Raw genomic sequence first — 26,157 nt, forward strand, 5'->3', positions numbered from 1 at the left:
TGGGGCGAGCGATGGCTCAGTCCACTTCGTTCAGCGCATCGGACAACGCGTTGACCAGATTGTCGATCTCGCGCTTTTCCGAGATGAACGGCGGCGCGAGCTGGATCGTGTCGCCGCCGTAGCGCACGTAGAAACCCTTCGACCAGCAGCGCATCGCGATCTCGTACGGGCGCCGTGCCGGTTCGCCCGGCAGCGCCGCGATCGTCAGGCCGGCCGCGAGGCCGTAGTTGCGGATGTCCGCGATATGGCGCTGGCCCTTCAGCCCGTGCACGGCCGCCTCGAAATGCGGCGCGAGATCGCGCACGCGGGCCACCGCGTCTTCCTTCTCGAGCAGATCCAGCGCCGCGACGCCGGCCGCGCACGCGACCGGGTGTGCCGAATACGTGTAGCCGTGCGGGAACTCGAGCATGTATTCGGGGCCGCCTGCGGCCATGAACGTGTCGTAGATTTCCTTCGTCGCGACCACGCCACCGAGCGGCTGCACGCCGTTCGTCACCTGCTTCGCGAAGTTCAGGATGTCCGGCGTCACGCCGAATGCGTCGGCGCCCGTCATCGCGCCGGCGCGGCCGAAGCCCGTGATGACCTCGTCGAAGATCAGCAGGATGTCGTGCGCGGTACAGATGTCGCGCAGGCGCTTCAGATAACCCTTCGGCGGCACGACCACGCCCGCCGAACCGGAGAACGGCTCGACGATCACGGCCGCGATATTCGATGCGTCGTGCAGCGCGATCAGGTCGAGCAGGCGATCGGCCAGCTCGGCGCCGTGTTCGGGCATCCCGCGCGAGAACTTGTTCTCGGCGAGTTGCGTGTGCGGCAGGAAATCGGCGTCGAGGCCCTGGCCGAACAGCTTGCGGTTCGGCCCGATCCCGCCGACCGAGATGCCGCCGAAGTTCACGCCGTGGTAGCCCTTCTCGCGGCCGATCAGGCGCGTCTTGGTGCCCTTGCCCTTCGCGCGCCAGTACGCGCGGGCCAGCTTCAGCGACGTGTCGGCCGCTTCCGAGCCCGACCCCGTGAAGAACACATAGTCGAGGCCGGCCGGCGTCAGGTCCTTGATCTTGTTGGCGAGCTCGAACGACTTCGGATGGCCGAACTGGAACGCCGGCGCGTAGTCGAGCTGCGCGACCTGGCGGCTCACGGCTTCGACGATTTCCGTGCGGCCATGACCGAGGCCCGTGCACCACAGACCCGACAGGCCGTCGAAGATCTTGCGGCCTTCGGCGTCCGTGTAATACGCGCCCTGGCCCGACACGATCATGCGCGGATCGGCCTTGAACTGGCGGTTGGCCGTGAACGGCATCCAGTGCGCGTCGAGCCAGGCGGCGTCGGTGCGGATGGTCGTGTCGTCCTGCTGCGCGGCGGTGGTGATGTCGGTCATGTCGGTCGGCGCGGCGCGCCCCTCCTTCTTGTGATGATGTTGCACATTGTCGGGAGGCCAATTAGTCTCTTCAATATCGCAATATCAATGTTCACTTGCGCAACTATGCAAGCAAAGAAACCGAAGAGCCGCGCGCTGCTCGGGCAGCTCAGCGACATGGATCTCCGCCTGCTGCGGGTTTTCAAGGGCGTCGTGCAGTGCGGCGGGATGGCGGCGGCCGAACTGGAACTGAATATCGGCATCTCGACGATCAGCCGGCACGTGAAGGATCTGGAAACGCGCGTCGGCCTCGTGCTGTGCCGGCGCGGCCGCGCGGGCTTCACGCTGACGCCCGAGGGGCAGACGGTGTACGAGGAGACGCTGCGGCTGCTCGCGTCGATGGAAGCATTTCGCAGCAGGATCGACGGCATACACGACCGGATGGGCGGCGAACTGCACGTCGCGGTGTTCGACAAGACGGCCACCAACGCGAACGCGCGGCTCGGCGATGCGATCCGCCAGTTCGCGGACGAGGCACCCGACGTCGCGCTGAACCTGCATGTCGCGTCGATCAACGAGGTCGAGCGCGGGATCATCGACGGCAGTTACCAGGTCGGGATCATTCCCGCGCACCGCAACTCGGGCAGCCTCGTGTATTCGGAACTGTTCGACGAACGGATGCTGCTGTACTGCGGCCGCCAGCATCCGCTCTACGATGCGCCGCACGGCAAGCTCACGTGGACGACGATCCGCGACCATGCGTTCGCCGGGCTCGGCTTCCATTCGCCGAACATGGAACTGAGCCATCGCGCGAAGCTTACGCGCGGCGCGACCGCGTCGGACCAGGAGTCGATCGCGACGCTGATCCTGTCCGGCCGTTATCTCGGCTTCCTGCCCGATCATTACGCGGAAAGCTTCGAAAACAAGGGGCTGATGCAGCCGATCGCGCCGCACCGGTTCAACTACCGGTGCCGGTTCGTGAGCCTGCTGCGGCGCTCGCCGCGGCCGTCGCGGGCGGCGCTGCTGTTCCAGTCGTGCCTCGAAGCCGCGCATGCGACGGCCCGGCCGGCGGCGTAGGCGGCTCACGCGGGGCATCCGGTTCCCGGCGGTGCGCCGTGCAGCATCGCGCGAGCGGTACGCTCGGCTGGCCCTGCGCACGCGCGCCTGCATCGAATACGAGACGGGCAGGCGCAGCGGCCCCTTCGTCTCCGCCCTGTTACGTCACGCGCCGTCGCCCTGATCGACCGCGCCGCCCGCGCGCGGTCTGGCCCGGCTGCGCTTCACGAAATGCGTCGCGACGAGCGCGGCCGCAAAGCCGGATGCCGCGCCAACGCCGAGCGCCCAGCGCGGGCCGAGATGGTTCGCGACCCAGCCCGCCACCGGCGCGCCGATCGGGGTGCCGCCGAGCGCGACCGCGAGCCGCAGCGCCATCACGCGTCCGCGCATCGCCGGCTCGGTGGACAGTTGCATCAGGCTGTTGGTCGAGTTCATGAAGGTGATCGCGGCGATCCCGGTCAGCACGAGCGCGGCCCCGAACAGCCAGTAGCCCGGCGCCAGCGCGGCGAGCGCGCAGCCGAGCCCGAACAGCACCGCGCCGAACCACAGATGCCGGAAACGCGGCTGCTCGCGGCGTGCCGCGAGCAGCGCGCCCGAGACCGTGCCGACCGCCATCATCGACGACAGGACGCCGAAGCCGCGCGCGTCGACGTGAAACACGCTGGCCGCCATCGTCGAGATGAACAACTGGAAATTGAGCCCGAACGTGCCGATCAGGAACAGCATCACGAGGATCGCCTTCAGGTCGTCGCGCCGCCACACATAGCGGAACCCGTCGAGCAGGCCGCTGCGCGAGCGGCCCGCCCGCACATTCGCGCGCAATTCGTCCTCCCGAAGCAGCGACAGCGATGCCAGCACCGCGAAGAAGCTGAGCCCGTTGGCGAGGAACGCCCAGCCCGTGCCGATCGACGCGATCAGGAAGCCCGCCGCCGCCGGGCCGATCATCCGCGCGGCATTGAACGACGTCGAATTGAGCGCGACCGCGTTCGCCAGCTCGCGGTCGCCGACCAGTTCCGCGACGAAGGTCTGCCGCACGGGCGCGTCGAATGCCGACGCACAGCCGAACAGGAACGCGAACACGTACACATGCTCGAGCCGCGCGACGCCCGTGACCGTCAGCGCGCCGAGCGCCAGCGCCAGCACGCCCATCAACCCCTGCGTCACCATCAGCAGCTTGCGCTGGTCGAAACGATCGGCCGCGTAACCGGTCCACGGCAACAGCAGGAGCTGCGGCCCGAACTGCAGCGCCATCACCGTGCCGACCGCCGACGCGTCGTGATGCGTGAGCTGCGTGAGGACGAGCCAGTCCTGCGCGGTGCGCTGGATCCACGTGCCGATGTTCGACACCAGCGCGCCGATCGCCCATACGCGATAGTTGAAACTGCGAAGCGAGCGGAACACGCCTGCTGCCGGCACGCTCATGGCCGTTCCCGCTCCGGATCGTTGCCGCCGTGCAGCGCGCCGAAGCGTCGTGCAAGGAACAGGCCGAGCGCGAGGATGCCGAGGCCGAGCGCGGCCGCGTCGGCCGTCGCCTTCAGGTCGAAAGCCCCGACCCGGCCGACCAGCGCGTAGCCGATCGCGAGATTCACGAAGCCCCAGACGACGTTCACCGTCGACGACGACAGCCCGCGGCCCGGCGGATTCGCGAACGGCGTCTGGAACGGCTCGCCGCGCAGCCCGCTGACGAGATGCGGAACGGCGTTCGCGAGAAACGCGCCGCCGAAAAAGTACGACACGAGATGCAGGGAGTTCATGTTCGGGCTGTCCTTTCGGCGGGCGGATCGATGGGGTTCAAGGGCGCGCCGGGTCCTGGAATTCGGCGAGCCGCTGCAGCAGCTTCACGGCCGCTGCAAGCTCGGCCTGTTCCTGCTCCGACAGTTGCGCGTGCAGCGCGCGGAACAGCCAGTCGTCCTTGGCCGCGCGGTTGGCCTGCAGCACCTTGCGGAAACCGGGTGTGAGCGCGATCAGCGTCTGCCGGCCGTCGGTCGGATCGGGCGCGCCGCTGACGGCACCCAGCGCCTCCAGCGTCGCGACCGTCACGCGCATCGACTGCGGACGCACGCTTTCGGCGCGCGCGAGCGCCGACACGGTCGCGGGGCCGTCGCGATCGAGCCGCAGCAATACCGATTTCTGGGAAGACGTGAGGTCGTTCGGGTGGGTCTGCTCCCGCATCCGCCGCATCAGCTTGCCGACCGAGATGCGGAGTTCGCCGGCGAGACCGGCCAGTGGGAGCGCGTCGGAGGATGACGGTGGCGTGTTCATGAAGTCCACGATAGCATATATACAGAAAAACTGTACAGTTTGACTGTATATATCGAGGAGCGACGGACACGCGCCTGTGAAGGAAGGCTCGCGAATCGGACACGAACGCGCAACGTCGCGTTCAGCCATGCGTTCAGGCTCTGCGATAATGCGGGCTCCCCATTTCCGCTCCGCCTCCCGCCATGACGCAGCCGCCCGCCCCGCTCTCCACCGACCTGCCGCCGATCTCGTGCCTGCCCGGCGACGCGCTGCCGTGGCTGCCGATGAGCGCCGACCTGCCGGGGCTGGCGATCAAGTACCTGCACATCAACGCGGCCGAGGACACGCTGACCGCGCTGCTGAAGATGCCGGCCGGCAGCACGCTGCCGCGCCATCGCCATGACGGCGAGGTGTTCGTCCACACGCTGCAGGGCGCGTGGCGCTACCTGGAATACGACTGGATCGCGCATGCCGGCTCGACGGTGCTCGAACCGGCCGGCTCGGTGCATACGCCGGAAACGCTCGGCGCGCCGGGCGAGGACGTGATCACGCTGAACGTGATGCGCGGCGATCTCGTGCTGCTCGACGACGACAGCCGCGAGACCGCCCGCGAGAATTGCCGCGTCGCGCTGCTGCGCCAGCGCAAGCATGCGCGGACGGCGCCGGAAGCCGCCGTGGCGTTCGTGACGCGCTGACGTCGGGCGCGGTCGGATCCGGCGATCGGCGCATGCACGCTCAGCGTCAAAATGCCGGGGCCGCGCCGCATCGCCGCACCCGCTTAGTCAGCGGACCGTCGGATCAACTGGCGCAGCGACAGCGCGTGCAGCAGGATCGAGGTCGGCACCACGAACGCCGGGGTCAACACATCCGGATAAACACCGGCACCGATGCTTGGCACATTCGGAACGATTAACTGGAACCGGCCGGGCGACGTGATCATTCCCAACGTGATCGCGATAGCGAAATCCGCGAGGCCGAAGAGATTCCACATGATCGCCGCCTTCCGCCCCTCGGCCGTGCCGGTTGCGACGGCGATTGCCGCCGGCACGGCGAACACGCCGGTCAGCACGTCGCCGATTCCCGCCGGCAACGCGAACACGCCGGGCATCCCTCCATGCAGCCACGCGGCGAGCACCCAACCGCCGAATACGCGGTAAAGCTGAATCGCGACGAGCCACGTCGCCGGCATCGCATCGAGCACCTGCCCGACCCGCCTCGACAACAGCAACAGTGGCGCGCCGATCAGCACCGGCAGAACAATCGCCAACGGCAGCAAAGGCGGCGAGTCCGGCGTGCCCGCGCGGAACGTGCCATCGATGGTCGCGCTCCACGCGACAGCGAACCAGAGCGTGTACGGAATCATGACCGCAAGCCAGGTCGTGCTGCGTTGGCCCGGCGTCAGGCCGGTGCGTTCGAGGCCGAGCCATAAACCGATCGCGACGACTACATGGACCGCCAGTTGGTGAGCGGTGACTGGAACGCCGCTCGCCGGGATAGCCGGCTGCCAGTAGATCAGGCCGATCCACAAGACCGTCAGCGGTACGATCCAGAGCAAGCCGCGCCAGGCGGCACTCGACGGGACGATACCGGCAGGAAAAGGAGCGGCTTTCATCAGCGGGCCTCCATGCGGTTCCGGGTATTCGTGGCGTCGGCCTCGAACACCGCAGTGAGAATGCCGATCCGGCCTTCGACGAGATTGCGTCCCAGGTTCGCGAACAGTTGCGCGAAGTCCGGCCCCAGCACGATGCCGAGATTCGGCGACGGTGGCGGCCCGGACACGCGCCGTTGGGCGGTCCACGCTTTTGCGGCCTCCGTGTCGTCTTGCCATGTCAGCGTGCGGAAACCTGCTGTCTCGATGGCCTCGCGTGTTGCGTCGGCCGTCATCAGGAAGCTCGTGGCCGGGGTTCGCGCCCACGGAACGGGATAGTGCAGTTCGCTGCCGTTTGCGACGACGTCGTACGTCGCGAATTTGCCGTCGGATTTCAGCACGCGCCGGATCTCCCGATAAAGCCGTGCGCGATCGGCGATGTTCATCGCCACATGCTGCAGCAGCACGACATCGAAACGACCGTCGTCGAACGGAAGATCCAGCGCGCTGGCGGTACGAAACGACACCTGCCCGCTCTGCCCGGTGCGCTGCGCGAGATAGCGCGCGGCATCCACGAACGGCTCGCTGAGATCGATCCCCGTCACCCGACAGCCACGGGTTGCAGCCAGAACGCGAGCCGGCCCGCCGATGCCCGAACCGACGTCCAGCACCGCCATGTCGGCAGTGATCCCGACCAATTCGGCGAGCTCGTCGGTGGCAGCCAGCCCGCGGGTGTGAAACTGGTCGAGGGCGTCCAGTTGCCGCGGTGCGAACGGTTGATCCTCCGGTCCAAGCACCGCGAGTGCGGCTTTCAGCCGCTCGGTCAGGCCGGTCGCGCGATAGTGCTCGCGCACGCCATCAAGCGCATCGTTCATGGTGAGGTTCCTCCATGGTTTCGAGCAGATCGTTCCGGGCTTGCGTGCCGAAATCGGCGCGATGCCTCGTCTGCATGCGTAGGTGTACCATGGCCGCTGGCGAGCGACTATTCATCACAATGTTGATGAGCCATGAAGCAGAACTTCACAGTCAGGCAAGGCGCACTCGATGGTGTGGAAGCGTTCCTCAGCGTTGCCCGGCATCGCAGTTTTCGCCGCGCAGCCGCCGAACTCGGCGTCACGCCGTCGGCCGTCAGCCAGGCCGTGCGTGTGCTTGAAGAACGCATTGGCGCCGCACTCTTCATCCGCACCACGCGCAGTGTCGGCCTGACGGAAGCCGGCGAACGATTTCTGTCGCGTGCCAAGCCAGCGTTCGAAGAGCTCGTCGCCGCCAGCGAGGTAGCCCGCGGTCTCGGCCAGCGGCCCACCGGACTGTTGCGACTTTCGGTGCCGCGCGCGGTGGTGCCGATCCTGCTGGAACCGCTGATTGCGTCCTTTTGCCGGGCGTATCCCGAGATCGAAGTCGAGATTGCCGCGAACGAGGCGCTGGTCGATCTCGCGGCGGAAGGGTTCGACGCCGGCATCCGCCTGGGCCAGTTCGTCGCCGCCGACATGGTCGCGGTGCCGTTGACGCCCCCGTTCCGTCTCGTCCTCGTCGGCAGTCCGGCCTACTTTGCAGGCCGCAGCCGTCCCGAACGCGTGGACGATCTGCGCGAACATGCGTGCTTGCGATGGCGGAGATCCAACGGTGCGCTCGCGCCGTGGTCATTCAACGACAACGACCGCGAGATCGAGGTCGCCGTATCGGGCCCGCTTATCGCGCATGATTTTCCCACCCTGCTGGGTGCGGCAGTCGAAGGCCTGGGCCTCGCGCAGCTACCTGAGCCCATGGTCTCGGAAGCGCTGAAAGCGGGAACCCTGGTGCACGTGCTGGAGCCGTTCGCGCCGGTGAGGCCGGGCGTGTTTCTCTACTATCCGGGCCGTCGGCAGATCATGCCGAAGCTGCGCGCGTTCATCGATCATGTGAAGAACCATCCGCCGGGTCCTGGCAAAGTCCCGGCGCATCATGCGCCGGAGCGTGCAGGACCGCGGAAAAACGGATGATGTGTTCTTTCGTGTGGCCGATTACCGAATCGGATGGTCGGGATTGACATGTTGATGCCTGCCGGTCATGGCGTCGTTCGCGCGAGCCCCTTCTTGCGCAGCACCGCGGCCGCCTCGGCGGATGTCAGAAAGCGGATTTCCCGGTCGCATCGGGCGACGCGCCGGTGCTGCAGGCCCACTTCCTGCGCGAGCGACGCTGCGAGCTGGTGATTGCGAGGCCATTCGCTGCGGCACCCGGTCCGGACATGAACGGCGAACCGCTGTTTCGCGAACAGTTTCGGATCGTCGTGTCGAACCGCAGCGAACGGGCCAGAAAGCGGCGCCGCCCCTCGCTCGCCGATCTTGTCGACGCACCGTGGATCCTGTCGCCGAACGAGGTCGGGCTGCATTCGCCGATCGTTGAAGCATTCCAGGCGATCGGCGCGGCTCCGCCGACCGCCCGCGCGCTGACCGGATCGCTGAATCTGCGGCGCACGTTGCTTCGCACCGGGCGTTTCGTTACGGTCATGCCGCACTCGCTGCTGCGCTTCGGCCCCGATCAGGAATGGATCAAGGTGCTGCCGATCGACCTGCCGGATCGACCTGCCGACCTGGACTGTACCGACGATGCTGATCACGCTGCGGAACCGGACACGGAGCCCCGTTGCCGAGCGGTTCGCCGCGCACGCACGCGTGCTGGCCAGAGCGCTCGCCGCGGATTGATCGCCGTCATTGCCGTGGGCGGTGCCGATGCACTGTATCGGCGCTTGCGTGGCGTCGGATGGGTCGTTGTCTCGGTGCCTGAGATTCGCGCAACGCGCGTGGAATTTCGTCCGGCGGATTGCGACCCAACTCGGTCTTTCGACCTGCCGTGATCTCAACGGTGCCTTTCAAGGTGGAACGGTCGTTCATGCAATCATGTCGACAGGCAAGTACTCGGCCGAACCAGTCGGTCGGCTTTGGCACTATCGAAGTGCTATGAGTGTCTGTTTTCGGTTTTCGTGAACGGGTACCAGTGATGTCGCCTTGCCTCCGCGCTACAGCCAAATGGATTTCTCAGCCTGGTTCGATGTCACGTGGGCGGCTGCTGGCAAACCGTCGATCCGCGCAACGGCACGTCGCGAAGCGGCCGGGTGTCGAGGGCGCGCGCGGAATGCCATTGACGCTGCCATCAGTAATGCCCTTTGGTCCAACCAGGCTCGTCAGGTTCGACGTTCACTGCGTACCCGAATGAACCGACAGCACCGTGGGCCTGGCGAAACTTGCAGCCGCAACAATTGAACGCCTACTCTTCCGAACCAGGCCCCGCGCATGGCGCGATGTGGCCTTGGCGCAGGAGTTCGCTGGCTCGAGCGGCCCCCACTGCTTCGCTGAAACGGAAGCCTTGCGCGCTCGTCGCCCGATTCGTCGCAGCCAGCAGCGCACGCTGTTGCTCGGTCTCCACGCCTTGGGCAATGACCCCGATCCCGATACTGTGCGCAAAGGTGACGATGGCACGGATCGTCGCCGCACTCTCGGGATCGCTGGTAGACCGGCGGATGAGGGATTGCGCGATCTTGAGATGGTTCACACGATAAGCCTTGACATACTCAAATGACGCATACTCGCTACCGAAATCATCGATGGCAATCTTCGCGCCGAGCTCATGTAGCTGTGGGAGTATGTCGCTTTGTGCCCACGACAGCCTGGCCAGAGTCGCCTCAGTCACGTCGAATTCCAAATCGGAGGGGGCGAGACGCCACTTCGCGGCGGCTTCAGTAACATCGCGCACAAACGTTTGAGCACTCCTGAGCTCGAACAGAGACAGATTGATCGCGATCATCAGCGGGGCCACCCCCTCGTCGCGCCATACTCTCATTTGCCGGCACGCCTGGTCCAGCACCCAGTGCCCAAGCGCTGCCATGGTGCCGTCCCGCTCGGCGATCGGAATAAACACACCAGGGGCAATGAGGCCCCGCGTCGGGTGATGCCAGCGAACCAGTCCTTCCATCCCTAGAATGTTTCCGGAGGACAACTCGACCTCGGGTTGGTACTGGAGTTCCAACTCGCCGCGATCAATCGCTCCTCTCAAGTCGTCGGCGAGTGCGACACGTTTGAATACTTCCTGGTCGAGTTCGTCGGAATGAAAGCGATACCGGTTGCCGCCCTGATGCTTCGCACGGTGGAGCGCTAAATCGGTCTGCGCCAGCATGGCGTCTGCTCCGCTGTCGCCCTGGACGTACGCACGGATGCCAATGCTCACCGAGATACGCACATCGTTGCCATCAAGCAGATAGGGAGCCGCCAGCGTCGCCTGGAGCTTCGCGGCCAGTGCCCCGGCGTTCGCCGGCTCGACCATCTCGCCCTGCAGCACGGCAAACGAATCGCCGCCCAACCGGGCAACCAGGTCGCTTTCGTGAATGCAATTCCTGAGACGCTCTGCCACCTCCCGAAGCAACAGGTCGCCGATCGGGTAACCCAGTCTGTCATTGACCCGCTTGAAGTGGTCGAGAGCGACAAAGAAGATCGCAAACGGCATGGTGCCGTGTTGGGCTGCAGCGAAAGCCTGGTGCACCCGCGCGAGGAAGCCGGCCCGATTCGCCAATCCCGTGAGCGCATCGGTGTGAGCGAGCCGCGCGATCTTTTCCTCCGCTGCCTTGCGCTCGGCAATGTCGATGATGATCCCTTCAACTTCGATTAGCCGTCCATCCTTGTCGCGGACCGGAACATAGCGATTCTCGACACAACAGTAAGCGCCGTCGCCAGTGCGCAAGCGGAACTCGATCGTGACCCCTTCGGTGTCCTTGTCCAGTACTCGCGCCAGTGCCGCATCGACTTTGGCCTGGTCGTCCGGGGCGACAAGCTCGTTGGCCCAGACTGGCGCAGCAAGCAAGGCAGCGCGGTCGTGGCCGAACCTGGCGATGTCATGCGATATGTAGATGAGCGGAAACGACGGCACGCCGCGCAGACGGTAAAGGATGACTGGACTGTTCTGGACGATGATGTTGGCTTCAGCAAGCGCATTGATTCTTTCCTCGACGACCGCTTCCAGGTCGCTCGTCTTGACGGCCGCCTCTTTCGTCATCTGCCACTTCGTGGTCAGCACGCTGGCCGTCTGACGGACCTCGATGTTGTTCAATGGCTTCTTGAGAACGAGCAGCCGGTCGTCTGCGCCCAGGCGCCTGGCCAGCGTGCCCCAAGGGGGATCGGAATGCGGGCTGCATAGGGCAACCTGCAACTTGGGGTCCACTTGCCAGAGTCGCTCGATGGTCTGAAGGCAGTCCCAACCGTGCAGCATGTGCGTGTCGACAAAGGCCATCGCATAGGGTTTGTTCTCCGCCAGCGCGCGCACGACCCGCTCCAGCGCTTCCCGGCCCTGATACGCGAAATCGATCTGAAACGCCGCGCGACCGGCTGGAACCTCGCGGAAAAAGGACGCCTGGGTTGCGGCCAGCGCAGTTTCGCTGTGCAGTGGGCGAGCGAGAATCTTGCGGAAACTCTGGTGAGCCGCAACATTGTCGTTGATCACGAGGACGCGACGATTGACTGGATCTCTCGGCGCGCTCACGCAGATCCCTTCACGGTGCCAGTGGTGGGTCCAGGGCAACGATCTCGGCTTTGCAGGCGTCGTCGCACTGTGTCTGCCGGGGCGCACGCCCTTGGGTAGCCTGTGCGGTTCCATGTAAGCCCCGGCGTGAGGCCAGGACCGTGCCTCCCCCTGTCCGTGGTGAAGCCTAGATTGAAAACGCATGCCAGGTTCTCCCCGCAATCCCGCTAACGGTTGCCGCTGAAACGAACCGATCTCAAGTGTTTCGCCGACAAAAAGTGCGCCGGACACGTATAGGGACGCATCGATCCCGCCCGTCGCGATTGCACTCGTATCGAACCAATCGGCAATGTGAGGTCGGTCGAAGGCTCCACGGTGACGGGTCGGTCCGCAGATACACGATTGCTTAGGACAGTTGGACGATTCCGGCCGCTCGGCGCTTGCGGCGATTTTGGTTCAATGCGTCAACGTCGACTCACCGCGGGATCCCGTATGTCGGGCGCGCAGGTGTTGTAGTCAAGCCCCGCCCCAAAGATTGGCCCAATTTCGTCAGACGATGGAAGTATAGTCGCGCGCATCCATCTGACAAACTTCAGTAACTGGAAACCTCATTCGTGCTTGACGACGAATCGAGGGTCGGACGCGGGATGGTCAGGTTGCGTGGTTGGTTGCGCCTACTCGGGTTAGCCGCGAGCCGACATTCGGGACCGTTAACTCATCTCGTTATACGCAAGTCTCGTCACCGCCGTCGTCGCGCAATAGGCGGATGGTTTCCGCGGCGATATGAACTTTCGTGAGTCCCTTCCAGATGGTCTCTGTGCCGGGTTCGCCATCGCCCTTGCGAGCGAGGAGACCGCCGAGGCGTGCGACCAGGCGCAACACGTCGTTGAGCTTGGGTTGCGCTGGCATACGCGATTTCGTGAGCAAGTGGGCAGCCCGAATTTCATCGGGATCGAAGAACAGATGCGCGTCCAAATCAGGACAGGTCCGGCCCAGCCGCATCAGATTGTTCACGCGCCAAGCCACCACAAGAAACAGCGCCAACGCACGCTCAAGTCGTTCAATCGTGCCCAACTGCAATTCTTCGACCTGACAGCCGTTCTTCAGAACGTTGAACAGGATCTCGATTTCCCATCTCGCCCGATACCACTCGATCAATTCGATCGCTTCATCCAGCGTGGTAGCCGCCCGGTTAGTCAGCAAGCGCCATTCGATCGGCTTGACGCCAGCAGGCGCGTCAAACTCCCGCGCGACCAGGCACGTTGCAGCGATGCTTTTGCCCTTGCTCGCGGGCAACGCCACGCGCTGCAGCCATAGACGCAGGCGCACCGTGCGCGCTCTCACGCCTTGGCGCGCGGCCATCGTGAAGGCGATTTCGCCCACCGCTTCGCCGCGCGTGGTGCGCTCCCACAACTTATCGCCTTCAGGCAGACAGCGGTTATGCGCGGCACGTACCAGCCAGTCGGCCGGGTTGCCCAGCGCATCGGCGCACTCCATCAACGCCATCAGATCCGCTTCGCGGTCGGCCACATACACCAGGCGGGTCGATGGCATTTCCGGCGCCATCTCGGCGATGCGCTCATAGCCTTCGATCCAACGCAAACTTTCCTTGGGGCCGCCACGCTGACCCGATTCGTCCTTCTTCTCGCGGGCCCACATCCACGCGTCCAGAATACCCAACGGCTCGCGCTGCGGCGTCACCGCATAGGTCGGGTGAACCAACATCCCGCGCTGCGCCTCGTAGGTCAATGGCCCCAGTCCGATCGTCTCCTGACCGTTAAAATCAAGCTCGGTGGTGTCTTGCAGACAGAGCACGACCTGATGCGCTTGCATCCGCTTTTGCGTGTGCAGCCAATGCGGCTCCAGAATCGCATGCCACTGGACCTTGTCGTTGTCGAAGAAGCGGTACGCAGCTATCGTTTCGCCCCAACCATGACATGCCTGCGGCAAGCTGGCCGTCGGATCGGCCGCCATTCTTTCCATCAAAAGCCTCGCTCGCTTGTCAGGCGCGCGTCTCCCAGGTCCAGTTGCTCGAATTCCGTTTGCGTCCAGGGCGTCGATTCCGTCACCAAGGCATCCGCTCAAAAGCGGAGAGTAGACGCGATCCGCCTACAGTTTACAAGCCCTGTTCTATGTCATTGAAAGTAAACGTATTCATTCGCCGCCCCGATTCGCCGGTCACGATGTGTATAACGACATGCTGTATGCCTGGCCGGTGTAGGCGCTTCAGCGGTTCAGGTAGCGTAGCAACCGGTCGCGCGCGAACTCGCGATCGTATTCAGCCGCGGCAATGGGCTGAATGGAATTCTTTAGGCTTATTGTGATCGAGAAGGGCCAGAAATGATGCAGTTGGTGATGTTTCTATATCCATTCGTTATTATCTCGGTAGTTTGCACGATTAGCGGGCGACCTGAGAAAAGCCCCGCCAACAGTGCGATATAAATGTGATCTACCGCATATAGGCTCTTTGCTACATCTACGTAGAATTTCTGTTGCAGTTCCTCCCCGTTCACTTTCGACAGGGTGATTATCGGGTTGTTGACGTAGAGGCTGGGACTTGCTTCGATTCGAGAGACTATTACGTCCGTGTAAGTTTCGAGATTCAAGGGGGCGTCATGTTCCATTTTTCTCTCCATCATGAAATTGGGTGCGGATTGTGCGTTTCGATGCGACTCGGGAATCAAGCATAGATGAAAATTTTGATTTTCCAACCAAAAATGAAGTTTTGCGGATTTTTTAACAATCGAACGGATTGAAACTATTTTCTGCGAAACATTACACCTGCCTGTAATTGATTTCCGCGCTGCGATGGCATAGATTCAGACCGCGTGAGATGCTCTTGGATACAGCTTTGGAAATTTTTACTTGAGCCGATTGTTTTTTCGGGCATCTCGGGCTGATTTTCTGGACTTCCATCAACCTTGATAAAAGCGGATTCCATGGCGACTCGTTACGTTCTTGTGGTGGTCAATGTTTCCAAAGCCATTCAAGAGAAGAACCTCTCAAAATATGTGTACATGGTGGATTCGACAGGATATGTCGGAATCAACGGAGAGGGCGGAAATGAATTGCTGACGACGTGCAAGGTGAAAGATACGATTCAGTGGACTGTTGCATCGATTAATCCCGGGAATGATGTCGCAATAACCGCTATTACCGGGCAGGCCGTCGAGAGCGGCATGATTATCGTTGATCCCCCAATCCCGACGGGTGGTGCAGTCAGCGCGCAGGCGTTTGTTGCAAAGGCTGGCAACAAAATCCAATACAGTATGACTTTGAATCTTGATGACGGAACGGCGATTATGTCGTTTGATCCGTTTATTACGGCAACCGCTCGCATTTCCGAAGATGATGAGGATTAGTTGATTTGAATATTTAAATTGATAGGAAATTGTTCAAATTGGTTGATTGTTTTCATTTTTTGGTAACGCGGCGCAGCCTGTCGTCCGTGCGGCGGATGCAGGTCAGTCGAATCTCGCGACGCCGATCGTTCGCCGGAGCTTGTCGAGCGCAAACGCATCGGGGGCACCGCTTTCCATCGGTTACCTCTCGGCAGCGCGCGCCAGCTTGTCGATGTGGCGCAGTGCGCGGTGCACCGATGCAACCTTCCTGCCCGTTGGTTACAGACTCTCCGCGAAATCCCAGGAACTCCACATTAGCCAACGCGCGATACCTTCGGCTTGTCCGATTCGTGGACTACGAGTAGCGCTCGCAAGACGTCGACGACGCACACGACATGATGGAAGCCGGCGAGAAGATCTTGAAGCAACTGGAGCGAGCGGGTTTGGGCCATCGGCTTATACACAATTGTCGGTGTGACCGCCGGCACGCAACTTCTGCAACGTCTTGGCAGCGACATGAACCTCTTTGAGTCCGAGCCAGATGGCTTTCGCACCGGGTTCGCCGTCGCCCTTGCGGCCGAGGAATCCGCCCAGGCGCGCGATCGGGCGCAGCACCTCGTTGAGCTTTGGCTTGGCCGGCTGCTTGAGGTCGGTCAGCAAATACATGCCGCGTATTTCATCGGCATCGAAGAACAGTTCGGCTTCCAGATCGGGGCAACTGCGGCCCATGTGCATCATCCAGCAGGGTGCTTCCAGAGCCAAGGCGTTCACGCAAAAGGCGAGAGTAAACGCGATGCGCCGAAAGTTTACAAGCCACGGTCCATCTCATTGATCGAAAACGATTCGTTCCGGTCTACGGTTGCGGAGAGCTGATTTATGTATAAGACGATGCCGTTAACTTCGTCGATTACCTGAACGGCCGTTATTGGCCGACGACGCGCCGGACAGAAACGGCGTGCCAACGTCCGATAGCGGTGCAACGCCAACGTGTGAACGTCCGTGCGAAGACGTGGGCGAACGTCTGTAGATGGCCGAATCCAGCCGACAACAACTCCCGCCCACTCCGCCCCGATTCGTCCGCCTGCCCCTGCCCGCGGCGACCACCGACCTAGCGACCTCCCCGGTCATCCGTGCGCGCTTCGCGACGCATCGCCTGCGGCGGCACGCCGAACCCGCGCACGAACGCCTCGCGCATATGCCGGCGATCGCGAAAACCGTTCTCCTTCGCGATCACGTCGAGCGGATGGCGACTCTGTTCGATCATCAGACGCGCGGACTCGAGCCGCAACCGCTCGATCGCCTTCGCAGGCGACTGCCCCGTTTCGAGCGCGAACACGCGGCTGAACTGCCGCGGGCTCAGGTGGACCGCATCGGCCAGTTCCTCGACGGTCAGCGCACGGCCGAGGTTCTGCCGCGCGTAGTTCAGCGCGTTCTGGATCCGGTCGGATTTCGGCGCGAGCTCCAGCATTTCGGAATGCTGCGACTGGCCGCCGGCCCGGCGCTGGTGCATCACGAGCTTGTGCGCGACCGAACGCGCGGCATCGGCACCGAGATCCTTTTCCACCATCGCGAGCGCGAGGTCGAGGCCGGCCGTCATCCCGGCCGAGGTCCAGATCGGACCGTCGACGATGTAGATCCGGTCTTCCTCGACGCGAATCTTCGGGTAATGCCGCTGCATGTCTCGGCCGAACGCCCAGTGCGTCGTCGCGCGACGCTGCGCGAGCAGTCCGGCCTCGGCCAGCACGAATGCGCCCGTGCAGATACCGGCGATCCGCCGCGCACGCGCGTTCGCGCGGCGCAGGAACGCGACCACGCCGGCCGACGCCGGCGAAGCGAGCGGATCGTTGACGCCCGCGACGATCCACGTATCGACGTCGATCCGCCCGCGCAGCGCTCGCGTCGCGACCGACAACCCGAGCGACGAGCGCACGTCGCCGCCTTCGACCGAATAGTTGTCCATCACATAGAACGGCTCGCCCGCGCCCAGGTTCGCGTACTCGAACACCGACTGCGCGGCGAGCGCCATGATCTGGAAGCCGTCGCTGATCAGAAAGCCGATTCGGTGCATGCGTGTTCTCCAGTCCCGGGCACGGCGAGCGGCCCTATGTCCTGAATCATACCCATCTACGTCATTTGTGTCGCAGCGATCCGAGGCCAGAATGCATTCACGCCATTCGGCCAACTTCATCGACACGGAGCGACATCATGACTCAAGCACATCGCGGTACCGCCCTCATTACCGGCGCCTCGTCGGGCATCGGCGCCGTCTACGCCGACCGGCTCGCGCGCCGCGGCTACGACCTGATCCTGGTCGCGCGCAGCCGCGACCGGCTGGCCGCCCTCGCCGAGCGCATCACGAACGACACGCAGCGCAGCGTCGAGATCGTCGACGCCGACCTCAACGACCGCGCGGCGCTCGCCGCCGTCGAAACGAAGCTGAAGCAGGACGCGAGCATCACGCTGCTCGTGAACAACGCGGGTGTCGGCACGCATGCGCCGCTGCTCGACAGCGACGTCGACGCGATGACGCGGATGATCGACCTGAACGTGACCGCGCTCACGCGCCTCACCTATGCGGCCGTGCCCGGCTTCGTCGCCCGTGGCCACGGCGCGGTGATCAATATTTCGTCGATCGTCGCGATCTCGCCGGAAACGCTGAACGGCGTGTACGGCGGCAGCAAGGCGTTCGTGCTCGCGTTCAGCCAGTCGCTGCATCACGAACTCGCCGACAAGGGCGTGCAGGTGCAGGCCGTGCTGCCCGGCGCGACGGCCACCGATTTCTGGCAGACGGGCGGCCTGCCGCTCGAACACCTGCCGAAGGAAATCGTGATGCCGGCGCCCGACATGGTCGACGCGGCGCTGGTCGGTTTCGATCGCGGCGAACTCGTGACGATTCCGTCGCTGCACGCGGCCGACGAATGGGACGCGTACGAAGCCGCGCGCCGCACGATGGCGCCGCACCTGTCGACCGATACGCCCGCGCCGCGCTACGCGTCGGTACGCTGATCGCGCCGGACTTCCTGAGGATCGAAGGCGGCAAACTTGCCGAACACCGAAGCGTGCTACGGCACGAGGTGACACGCGGAGAATCGGCCGGCGGTCATCCGGTGTTCGGCGGCACATTTCCGGGCGAGCGTCGGTCGCCTCATTCGTCTGCGGGAAGGCACCGGCGATGCACGGCGTCCGGCCACCCGCGTGCCGGGAAAACGCCGGGAAAACACCCCCGGATTCTTTCCCGGCAAGCGCAAATGGATCGCATTGAAATCCCATTCCAACCCGCTTGCCACACAATTTGTGCAACAGTAAGCTCTACGATCGCAGTTTCCCGAGCAGCACATCATCCGGTCGGCATTCGTCCGATCACCTGGGCAATCGTCCGTTGCGGAATTCGACCATGCGGTTCCGTATGTTCATCACCGAGGCCGGCGCCGCGCCGGCCGCCGCGCGTGGTTCGGCCGACGGTCAGCCGGCGTTTGCGCCGCCCGAACTGGAGACCGTCTGCCGCGTCGCGCGTGCGCATTTCGGCACGGCCGGCGCTTTCGTTGCGCACGCCGAAGCCGGCATGCAACACGTGCTGGCGGCCGACGGGACGCTGCCCGCCCCGCTCCCCGGCGATTTCTTCCCGCCACCGGCTGAACGAGATCCGTCTGCCGACAGACGATTCGTCCTTCTCGGCGCGAGCGGCAACCTGCAATCCGACGACAGTCCGCCTCACGCGCCGCAGGTCGTCGCGGCTTGCGAACTGGTCGCGCCCGACGGCGCTGCGCTCGGCACGCTGTGCATCGTCAACCCTGTTGCCCTGACGCTCGACGCCACGCAATGCGCGCTGCTGCGCGACCTCGCCGCGCTGGCCGAACGCGCGCTTGCCCGCGCGATTGCGGAAGCCGCGTTGCGCGAACGGCTCACCATCGTCGAGGAACACGGCACGCTGACGACGCTCGCGCTGACCGAAAGCGGCACCGGCGTGTGGGATCGCAACGTGGAAACCGGTGAGATCCATTACTCGCCGGCCTGGGAGGCGATGCTCGGCTACGCGCCGCACGAGTTGAGCTGCCGAATCGAGGATGCGTACGAACGGCTGCATCCGGACGATATCGACGACGTGAAAGCAGCCATGCTCGCGCACTTCGAGCGCCGGACCGACAGCTACGAAGTCGAGCACCGCATCCGCTGCAAGGACGACACGTACAAGTGGATCCGCAGCCGCGGCAAGGTGATCAGCCGCGACGGCAACGGCCGCGCGCTGCGCATGGTCGGCACGACCACCGACATCACGGCGCTGCGCGAGCTTGCCATGCGGCTGCGCGACTCGGCCGCGCTCGTCACGGATCTCACCGACCAGGTTCCCGGGCTCGTGTTCCAGTTGCGGCAAGCGGCCGACGGGCACCGCTTCTTTTCCTATGCGAGTGCGGGTGTCAGCGACATCTACGAACTCACGCCCGAGCAGATCGCCCGCAACGCGGAGGCGGTCGAGGCACGGATCCATCCGGCCGACCTGATCGCGTATCGGCAGTCGCTGCATGAGTCTTCAGCGCGACTGACGCCGTGGCGACTCGAATATCGCGTGCTGCTGCCCGGCCAGGGCCTGCGATGGCGCGAAGGCGATGCGCGCCCGCAACGCACGGCCGACGGCGGCACCGTGTGGCACGGCTTCATCACCGACGCGACCGACCGCAAACGCATCGAGGCCGAACTGCACCGGATGGCGACGACCGACCACCTGACCCAACTGTCGAACCGCCACGCGTTCATGCGGCAAAGCGAAGCCGCGCTGCGCTGCGTGCGCGCGACCGGCCGGGCCGCCGCGGTGCTGATGCTCGATCTCGATCACTTCAAGGCGCTGAACGACCGCTGGGGCCACCCGCTCGGCGACCGCGCGCTCCGGCATTTCGCGCGACTGCTGCTCGCGGAAACCGGACCGGACGGGATCGTCGGCCGGGTCGGCGGCGAGGAATTCGCGATCGTGCTGCCGGGAGCGGACCTCGATACGGCGTTCGCGTTTGCGCGCCGCCTGCAGCAGCATGCGCTGCAGGCACGGCTCATGCACGAGGGTCAGCCGGTCGAATTGACCGTCAGCATCGGCATCGACGCGATGCGCGCGTCCGACTTCGGCGCGTACCAGTCTTTGTCGCGCGCCGACAAGGCGCTCTATCTCGCGAAGGAACGCGGGCGCAACCGGATCGAGGTGTATCGGGCGTAGCCGTGGCGGCAAGGGCCCCCGCCTCGAACCGGACGGACAGCGGCAACACCGGCCGCCCAATCGCCCGACCTCGCATTCAACGCGGCGCCTCCGCTCGCGCGCCCGCGTCGCCGCTCGGCACGCCCAGCAACATCGCGACCGCGCACGCGGCCAGCAGCGCCGCGATCATCAGCATCGCCGAATCCATGCTGCCGGTTCGCGTACGGATCAGCCCGACGAGCCAGGGCGTGATCATCCCGCTCGACACGCCGATGCTGCTGATCAGCGCGATCCCGCCCGCCGCGCCGGCGCCCGAGAAATACGCGGACGGCACGGCCCAGAACACCGGATGCGCGGCGAAGATCAGCATCGCCGCGACCGACAGCAACGCCATCATCGCGACGATGCTCGGCAGGTGCAGCGTCAGCAGCGCGAGCGCCACCGCGCCGCCGAACGCGCACGCGGCGAAGTGCCGGCGCCGTTCGCGCTTGCGGTCCGAGCGCCGCGCAATCGCGATCAGGCCGGCCGCGCCGATCGCGTTCGGCACGACCGACAGCAGGCTGATCTGCACGACGTCATGGATGCCGAATTCGCGGATCATCAGCGGCATCCAGAACAGCAGCATCAGCAGCGCGGTGGTCAGCGAGAAATAGATGAACGCGAACAGGTACGTGCGCGGTTCGGCCAGCACCTGCCGCAGCGAATGCGGCGCATGCGTGCCCGCACCGGCGCCATCGGCGGCCAGGTCGGACGCGAGCCGCTGCCGGTCGGCGTCCGACAGCCAGCGTGCGTGCTCCGGACGATCGCACAGCCAGAACCACGCGATCGCGCCAAGCAGGATCGCGGGCGCGCCCTCGATCGCGAACATCCATTGCCAGCCGTGCAGCCCGAGCACGCCCGACATCCCGCGCATGAGCCAGCCCGACAGCAGCCCGCCGACCATCCCGGCCACCGCGACACCCGCGTAGAAGATCGACAGCACCGACGCGCGCCGCCGCGCCGGATACCAGTACGTCAGGTAGAACACCACGCCCGGGAAGAACCCGGCCTCGAACAGCCCGAGCAGGAAGCGCAGCACGTAGAAATGCTTCGCGCTGTCGACGGTAATCATCGCGACCGACACCGCGCCCCACAAGAACATGATCCGTGCGAACGTGCGGCGCGCGCCGAAGCGGCGCAGCAGCGCGTTGCTCGGCACCTCGAACAGCACGTAGCCGACGAAGAACAGCACGGCGCCGAGGCTGTACATCGCGTCGGTCAGGCCGAGATCCTGCCGCATCTGCAACTGCGCGAAGCCGATGTTGCTGCGATCGAGAATCGACACGATGTAGCAGACGAACAGGAACGGCACGATCCGCATGCCGATGCGGCGGTACAGCGCGTCGTCGTCCGTCGAACCGGTGCCGGATGCGACGGCGCGCGCGGCGCTCGCTTGAAGAGGGGCTGACATCGATCGTCTCCTCGATGGATTCGAATGCGGAGCGAACACGACGCGCCGGCCGCCGCCGCCCGCGGGCAGCGGCCGGCCGTTGCTCAGTCGCGCTGCGCGGCTTCGCCCTTCACGCCGAGCATCAGCGCGATGCCGCTGGCGACCAGCAGCGCGGCCAGCAGGTACACGGCGAGATCCATGCTGCCCGTGCGCGTGCGGATGATTCCGATCACCCACGGGCTGACGATGCCGCTCGTGATCCCGATGCTGCTGATCAGCGCGATCCCGGCCGCGGCCGCGTTGCCCGACAGGTAACGGGTCGGCACGGCCCAGAAGATCGGCAGCGCGGCGAAGATCAGCGTCGCCGCGATCGACAGGCACGCGAGCATCGCCGCGAAGCTGTGCAGGTGCAGCGTCAGCGCCGCGAGCGCGAGCCCGCCGCCGATCGTGCAGCACGCGAAGTGCTTGCGGCGCTCGCCGGTGCGGTCCGAGCGGCGCGCGATCAGGATCAGCCCGACCGCGCCGACCGCGTTCGGCACGACCGTGTAGAGGCTCACGGCAACGACGTCGGTCACGCCGAAGTCGCGGATCATCAGCGGCATCCAGAAGTTGAGCGTCAGCGACGCGCAGGTCAGCGAGAAATAGATGAACGCGAACAGGTACACGCGCGGGTTCGCGAGCGCGGCCGCGAGGCTGCGCCCGTCGTGCGCGCCGCCGTGCCCGCGGCCGTCCGCGCACAGCGCGGCGACGCGCGCCTTTTCATCGGACGTGAGCCAGGCGGCGTCCCGCGGCCGGTCGACGAGGAACGTGAACGCGGCGAACGCGAGCAGGATCGCCGGCGCGCCTTCGATCGCGAACATCCACTGCCAGCCGTGCAGCCCGAGCACGCCGCTCATGTCGCGCATGATCCAGCCCGACATCAGGCCGCCGAGCACGCCGGCCACGGCGACGCCCGCGAAGAACACCGAGATCGCCGCCGCGCGCCGGTTCGCGGGGAACCACCAGGTCAGGTACAGCACGATGCCGGGAAAGAAGCCGGCTTCGAACACGCCGAGCAGGAAGCGCAGCACGTAGAAATGCGACGGCTGCGACACGAACATCATCCCCGTCGACGCAATGCCCCACAGCAGCATGATCCGCGTGAACGTGCGGCGCGCGCCGAAACGCGCGAGCAGCAGGTTGCTCGGCACTTCGCAGAACACGTAGCCGACATAGAACACCGCGGCGCCGAGGCCGTACATCGCATCGCTGAAGCCGAGATCGTGCTTCATCTGCAACTGCGCGAAGCCGATGTTGATGCGGTCGAGGAACGACACGACGTAGCAGAGGAACAGGAACGGGACGATCCGCCACGCGATCTTGCGGAACAGCAGCGCGTCGCCGGATTCGGATGCGGAAGTCGACGCCGAAGCGCTTGCGTGCGCGAGCGTCGCTTCGGCGGGAAGCGATTGGGGCATGTCTCTCTCCAAACGGGCTGCGCGAATCGAGCGCGCAGCAGTCTCCGAGGGCGTGCATGCGCCCTGCTTTCTTGTGAGACCGGATATGGCTGCCGGAACCTCGGCGCAACGCCGCAGCGATTCCCGCAGCCCTCAGGGAAACGGCGACGCGTTCACGCGAACGCCCCGCCGCCGTGTGCCGCTCAGTCCTGCAGCGCGGCCCACATTTCCTTGTCGCGCTGCGCCGTCCAGATGCGCGGATGCGCGACGCCGCTCGCCTCGTCGAACGCGCGCGACACGTCGAACGGCAGGCAGTGCTCGTAGATGAACACGTGGCCGAACTTCGGATCCATCGCTTCGCGCGTGAGCGCCATCGACGCCTTCAGGTCGAGATTGCGTTCGACGGCCTTGCGGCCCTGCGCGAGCAGCGTCGTGACGAAATCCTTCGTGTAGTCGAGGCCCTTGTTCACGTCGGCCGGATTCAGCAGCGCGGGGCCGCGGCCCGGCACGAGCTTCTCGGCGCCGAGCGCGCGCAGCGCCTCGAGCGTGGCCGGCCACTGTTCGAGCTGCGCGTCGCCGCAGTAGCACGCGGCGTCGTATTCGACGAGGTCGCCCGAGAACAGCACCTTCTGCGACGGCAGCCAGACGATCGTGTCGCCCTTCGTATGGCCCGAGCCGACATGCATGATCTTCACTTCGAGCTTGCCGAGGAACAGCGTGATCTCGCGCTCGAACACGAGCGTCGGCCAGGTCAGGCCGGGCACCGTCTCGACGCCGGCAAAGAGGCGCGGGAAGCGCTCGATCTCCGACTTCATGTCGGCCTCGCCGCGCTCGACGATCATCTCGTAGGTGCCACGGCTCGCGATCACGTGCTGCGCACCTTCGTCGAAATACGCGGACGCGCCGAGCACGCGCACCGCGTGGTAGTGCGACAGCACCACGTGCTTGATCGGCTTGTCGGTCACGCTGCGGATCTTCGCGATCAGGTCCTGCGCCATCGCGGGCGTCGCGGTCGTGTCGACGATCAGCACGCTGTCGTCGCCGACGATCACGCCCGAGTTCGGATCGCCCTCGGCGGTGTACGCGTACGCGTTCTCGGACAACTGCGTCCAGGTGACTTTCTTCTCTTCCAGATCGGCTTGGGAGGCGAATGCTTTGGCCATGTTGCGTTCCGTGGCTGCGAGCCATGTGTTGAGGGGAGTGAGCGGATCATCTTCCCGCGTCGCTTATTTGTCAATGGCAAACGTGCTTGCTATTGTCTAATACGGGTAAACCTGCGGGCTGGCGCGATAAATGGCGTCGGATACCATGCGGGGTTTCGTCAACGGAAGAATCATCGCGTGCAGAACCACGAAGTCAGCGCAGACGACGCGCCGCCCAAGGCGCAGCGCGGGATCCAGAGTGTCGAGGTCGGCGGCCGGCTGCTCGACGCGCTCGCGCGCCGGCGCAAGCCGCTCGGGCTGTCGGAGCTGGCCGCGGCAGCCGACCTGTCGACCGCGCAGGCGCATACCTATCTCGTCAGCCTGACGCGGCTCGCGCTCGTGAAGCGCGACGCGATCACCGGCAATTACGAGCCGGGCCCGTTGTCGTTACGGCTGGGGCTGATGTCGATCGAGCGCCAGCCGGCCTACCGCGCGGCGCTGCCGCACGCGGTGCGGCTCGCGGAAGCGGTGGGCTTGAGCGTCGCGCTGTCGGTACCGGGCGCGCTCGGCCCGACGATCGTGCGCATCGAGCACGGCGGCTATCCGCTGCACGTGAACCTGCACGTCGGTTCGGTGATGTCGCTCGACACGACGGCGACCGGCCGCGTGTTCCGCGCGTTCGGCGATCCCGCGCAACTCGACGCGATGGCGGCCAGCCAGGCCGGCGCGGGCGATACGCTTGCGGGCGCCGAAGGCGCTCAGCCGGCGCCGGACGCCGCAGCACGGCTGGCCGAACTCGACGCGATCCGCGCGCGCGGCATCGAACGCGGCGTCGACCGGCCGAGCCCCGGTGTCAGCGCGATGTGCGTGCCGGTATTCGACGCGCACGGGCGCCTGCAGCTCGCGTTGACGGTAATCGGCTCGAGCGGGTCGATCGATGTCGGCTGGGACGGCCCGATCGCGGCCGCCTTGCGCGATGCGGCGCGGCAGGCCACCGCGTCGCTCGGCGCGGAACGTGCGGAACCGTCGCCCGTGCCCGCGGCGGGCGCACCGCGCGTGCCGCCCGCGCTGGCCGACGACGCGAAGGCGCAGCGCGGGATCAATGCGCTCGACAGCACCGGTGAACTGCTGCTCGCGCTGGTATCGGCCGGACGCGCGTTGCCGCTGCGCGATCTCGCGGCGGCGGCCGGGATGCCGGCGGCAAAGGCGTTTCCGCATCTCGTCAGCCTGCAGAAGATCGGCCTGCTGAGCCGCGACGACGCGGGCTGTTTCGACGGCGGCCCGCTCGGGCAGGCGCTCGGCCTGATCGCGATGCAGCGCGTGTCGCCGACGCGCGACGCGGAAGCCGAGATCGTCGCGCTGGCCGCCGCGACCGACATGAGCGTGGCCGCTGCGACGCTCGGGCCGCTCGGGCCGACCGTGATCCGCCTCGAGGAATCGGCGCGGCCGCAGCACGTGAGCCTGCAGGTCGGCACCGTGATGTCGCTCGTCAATACGGCGATCGGCCGGATCTTCGCGGCCGGCATGTCCGACGACGTGCTGGCCGACCTGCTCGCCAACGAACCCGTGCGCCTCGCCGGCAGCGGCCCGGCGCAGGCCGACGATGCATTCCGCGCGCGGCTCGCGGCGATCCGCGCGGACGCGCTCGATTTCGCGTTCGACGCGCCGGTGCCGGGCATCGGGACGGTCGCCGCGCCCGTGTTCGATCACACCGGCAGCATCCGGCTCGTGATCGCGATCATCGGCTCGTCGCGCGGCTTCCCGCGCGGGCCGGACAGCGACCTCGCGCAGACGCTGCTCGCCGCGACGCGGCGGCTGTCGTGGCGGTTCGGGTGGATCGGCCGGTAATCGACGCAGCGCCGCTGCCGTCCTCCCCGTCGCTCGATTCCCCCTCTCGTTCTCCTCGC

The 26,157-nt window shown here is 65.4% G+C and carries 20 protein-coding genes and 2 pseudogenes; 8 read left to right on the forward strand and 14 right to left on the reverse strand.

The window, feature by feature from the left end; translation table 11 throughout:
• Window positions 1-16 precede the first annotated feature (16 nt).
• Window positions 17-1,375 carry an aspartate aminotransferase family protein gene (locus tag JYG32_RS21110; RefSeq protein ID WP_213266833.1) on the reverse strand — a complete coding sequence of 453 codons (1,359 nt, stop codon included), beginning with the start codon at window positions 1,373-1,375 and terminating at the stop codon, window positions 17-19.
• Between the two features lie 105 nt (window positions 1,376-1,480).
• On the opposite strand from JYG32_RS21110, the gene JYG32_RS21115 reads away from it, so the two are divergent.
• Complete coding sequence (locus JYG32_RS21115; RefSeq protein ID WP_174379547.1) at window positions 1,481-2,431, forward strand: LysR family transcriptional regulator; 951 nt, start codon at window positions 1,481-1,483, stop codon at window positions 2,429-2,431.
• Between the two features lie 144 nt (window positions 2,432-2,575).
• On the opposite strand, the gene JYG32_RS21120 is transcribed toward JYG32_RS21115, so the two are convergent.
• From JYG32_RS21120 to JYG32_RS21130, 3 genes are read right to left on the reverse strand one after another with little or no spacing between them, the layout of a single operon-like run.
• Entirely contained in the window at window positions 2,576-3,832 is a 1,257-nt protein-coding gene (locus tag JYG32_RS21120; protein ID WP_213266834.1) for an MFS transporter, read from the reverse strand.
• Complete coding sequence (locus JYG32_RS21125) at window positions 3,829-4,164, reverse strand: hypothetical protein (protein WP_174383326.1); 336 nt, start codon at window positions 4,162-4,164, stop codon at window positions 3,829-3,831. The genes JYG32_RS21120 and JYG32_RS21125 overlap by 4 nt, the downstream gene beginning before the upstream one ends.
• 37 nt (window positions 4,165-4,201) lie before the next feature.
• Window positions 4,202-4,672, reverse strand: a complete 471-nt coding sequence (locus JYG32_RS21130) for a MarR family winged helix-turn-helix transcriptional regulator (protein ID WP_213266835.1) — start codon at window positions 4,670-4,672, stop codon at window positions 4,202-4,204.
• A 182-nt stretch (window positions 4,673-4,854) separates the two neighbouring features.
• Here JYG32_RS21130 and JYG32_RS21135 point away from each other — a divergent pair, with 182 nt between their 5' ends.
• Window positions 4,855-5,346, forward strand: a complete 492-nt coding sequence (locus JYG32_RS21135) for a 2,4'-dihydroxyacetophenone dioxygenase family protein (RefSeq protein ID WP_213266836.1) — start codon at window positions 4,855-4,857, stop codon at window positions 5,344-5,346.
• Window positions 5,347-5,429: 83 nt separating this feature from the next.
• On the opposite strand, the gene JYG32_RS21140 is transcribed toward JYG32_RS21135, so the two are convergent.
• Both JYG32_RS21140 and JYG32_RS21145 read right to left on the reverse strand, forming a co-directional pair.
• The gene (locus JYG32_RS21140; protein ID WP_213266837.1) at window positions 5,430-6,263 is read right to left on the reverse strand and encodes an MFS transporter; all 834 of its coding nucleotides are present in this window, start codon (window positions 6,261-6,263) and stop codon (window positions 5,430-5,432) included.
• Window positions 6,263-7,114 (reverse strand): class I SAM-dependent methyltransferase, encoded by an 852-nt coding sequence (locus tag JYG32_RS21145; RefSeq protein ID WP_174383330.1) that lies wholly within the window; start codon window positions 7,112-7,114, stop codon window positions 6,263-6,265. Before JYG32_RS21145 ends, JYG32_RS21140 begins: the two co-directional genes overlap by 1 nt.
• Before the next feature lie 132 nt (window positions 7,115-7,246).
• On the opposite strand from JYG32_RS21145, the gene JYG32_RS21150 reads away from it, so the two are divergent.
• Both JYG32_RS21150 and JYG32_RS21155 read left to right on the forward strand, forming a co-directional pair.
• Window positions 7,247-8,218, forward strand: coding sequence for a LysR family transcriptional regulator (locus JYG32_RS21150; protein ID WP_213266838.1), 972 nt, complete (start codon window positions 7,247-7,249; stop codon window positions 8,216-8,218).
• Between the two features lie 164 nt (window positions 8,219-8,382).
• Window positions 8,383-9,072: a LysR substrate-binding domain-containing protein gene (locus JYG32_RS21155; RefSeq protein ID WP_213266839.1), complete on the forward strand. Its 690-nt coding sequence runs from the start codon at window positions 8,383-8,385 to the stop codon at window positions 9,070-9,072.
• A 410-nt stretch (window positions 9,073-9,482) separates the two neighbouring features.
• Here JYG32_RS21155 and JYG32_RS21160 read toward each other — a convergent pair whose 3' ends face one another.
• The 3 genes and pseudogenes from JYG32_RS21160 to JYG32_RS21170 form a co-directional block, all read right to left on the reverse strand.
• Entirely contained in the window at window positions 9,483-11,705 is a 2,223-nt protein-coding gene (locus tag JYG32_RS21160) for an EAL domain-containing protein (protein ID WP_249744842.1), read from the reverse strand.
• Between the two features lie 741 nt (window positions 11,706-12,446).
• Window positions 12,447-13,795 (reverse strand): annotated as a pseudogene (locus JYG32_RS21165) (IS4 family transposase).
• Between the two features lie 686 nt (window positions 13,796-14,481).
• A complete protein-coding gene (locus JYG32_RS21170; protein WP_213266842.1) occupies window positions 14,482-14,664 on the reverse strand; it encodes a hypothetical protein in 183 nt (60 codons plus the stop codon).
• On the opposite strand from JYG32_RS21170, the gene JYG32_RS21175 reads away from it, so the two are divergent.
• A complete protein-coding gene (locus tag JYG32_RS21175) occupies window positions 14,663-15,085 on the forward strand; it encodes a hypothetical protein (RefSeq protein ID WP_213266843.1) in 423 nt (140 codons plus the stop codon). The genes JYG32_RS21170 and JYG32_RS21175 overlap by 2 nt on opposite strands.
• A gap of 435 nt (window positions 15,086-15,520) precedes the next feature.
• Here JYG32_RS21175 and JYG32_RS21180 read toward each other — a convergent pair.
• A pseudogene (locus JYG32_RS21180) lies at window positions 15,521-15,802 on the reverse strand (IS4 family transposase); the annotation flags it as partial.
• Window positions 15,803-16,172: 370 nt separating this feature from the next.
• On the reverse strand, window positions 16,173-17,132 hold the full coding sequence (locus tag JYG32_RS21185) for a GlxA family transcriptional regulator (protein WP_213266845.1): 960 nt from the start codon (window positions 17,130-17,132) through the stop codon (window positions 16,173-16,175).
• A gap of 137 nt (window positions 17,133-17,269) precedes the next feature.
• Here JYG32_RS21185 and JYG32_RS21190 point away from each other — a divergent pair, with 137 nt between their 5' ends.
• Together JYG32_RS21190 and JYG32_RS21195 are read left to right on the forward strand one after the other, a co-directional pair.
• A complete protein-coding gene (locus tag JYG32_RS21190; protein ID WP_174383335.1) occupies window positions 17,270-18,070 on the forward strand; it encodes an SDR family NAD(P)-dependent oxidoreductase in 801 nt (266 codons plus the stop codon).
• A 388-nt stretch (window positions 18,071-18,458) separates the two neighbouring features.
• Window positions 18,459-20,264 carry a sensor domain-containing diguanylate cyclase gene (locus tag JYG32_RS21195; protein WP_249744843.1) on the forward strand — a complete coding sequence of 602 codons (1,806 nt, stop codon included), beginning with the start codon at window positions 18,459-18,461 and terminating at the stop codon, window positions 20,262-20,264.
• 76 nt (window positions 20,265-20,340) lie between these two features.
• Here the strand turns inward: JYG32_RS21195 and JYG32_RS21200 are convergent, their stop codons facing one another.
• The 3 genes from JYG32_RS21200 to JYG32_RS21210 all read right to left on the reverse strand — a co-directional run bounded on the left by JYG32_RS21200 (window position 20,341) and on the right by JYG32_RS21210 (window position 24,271).
• Window positions 20,341-21,693, reverse strand: a complete 1,353-nt coding sequence (locus JYG32_RS21200; protein ID WP_213266846.1) for an MFS transporter — start codon at window positions 21,691-21,693, stop codon at window positions 20,341-20,343.
• 83 nt (window positions 21,694-21,776) lie between these two features.
• The gene (locus tag JYG32_RS21205) at window positions 21,777-23,129 is read right to left on the reverse strand and encodes an MFS transporter (protein WP_213266847.1); all 1,353 of its coding nucleotides are present in this window, start codon (window positions 23,127-23,129) and stop codon (window positions 21,777-21,779) included.
• Window positions 23,130-23,311: 182 nt separating this feature from the next.
• The gene (locus JYG32_RS21210; RefSeq protein ID WP_213266848.1) at window positions 23,312-24,271 is read right to left on the reverse strand and encodes an MBL fold metallo-hydrolase; all 960 of its coding nucleotides are present in this window, start codon (window positions 24,269-24,271) and stop codon (window positions 23,312-23,314) included.
• Between the two features lie 177 nt (window positions 24,272-24,448).
• Between JYG32_RS21210 and JYG32_RS21215 the strand changes: the two genes are divergently transcribed.
• Window positions 24,449-26,098: an IclR family transcriptional regulator gene (locus tag JYG32_RS21215; RefSeq protein ID WP_213266849.1), complete on the forward strand. Its 1,650-nt coding sequence runs from the start codon at window positions 24,449-24,451 to the stop codon at window positions 26,096-26,098.
• Window positions 26,099-26,157: the final 59 nt, after the last annotated feature.

It is taken from the genome of Burkholderia pyrrocinia (genome assembly GCF_018417535.1).
Classification (GTDB): Bacteria; Pseudomonadota; Gammaproteobacteria; order Burkholderiales; family Burkholderiaceae; genus Burkholderia; species Burkholderia pyrrocinia_E.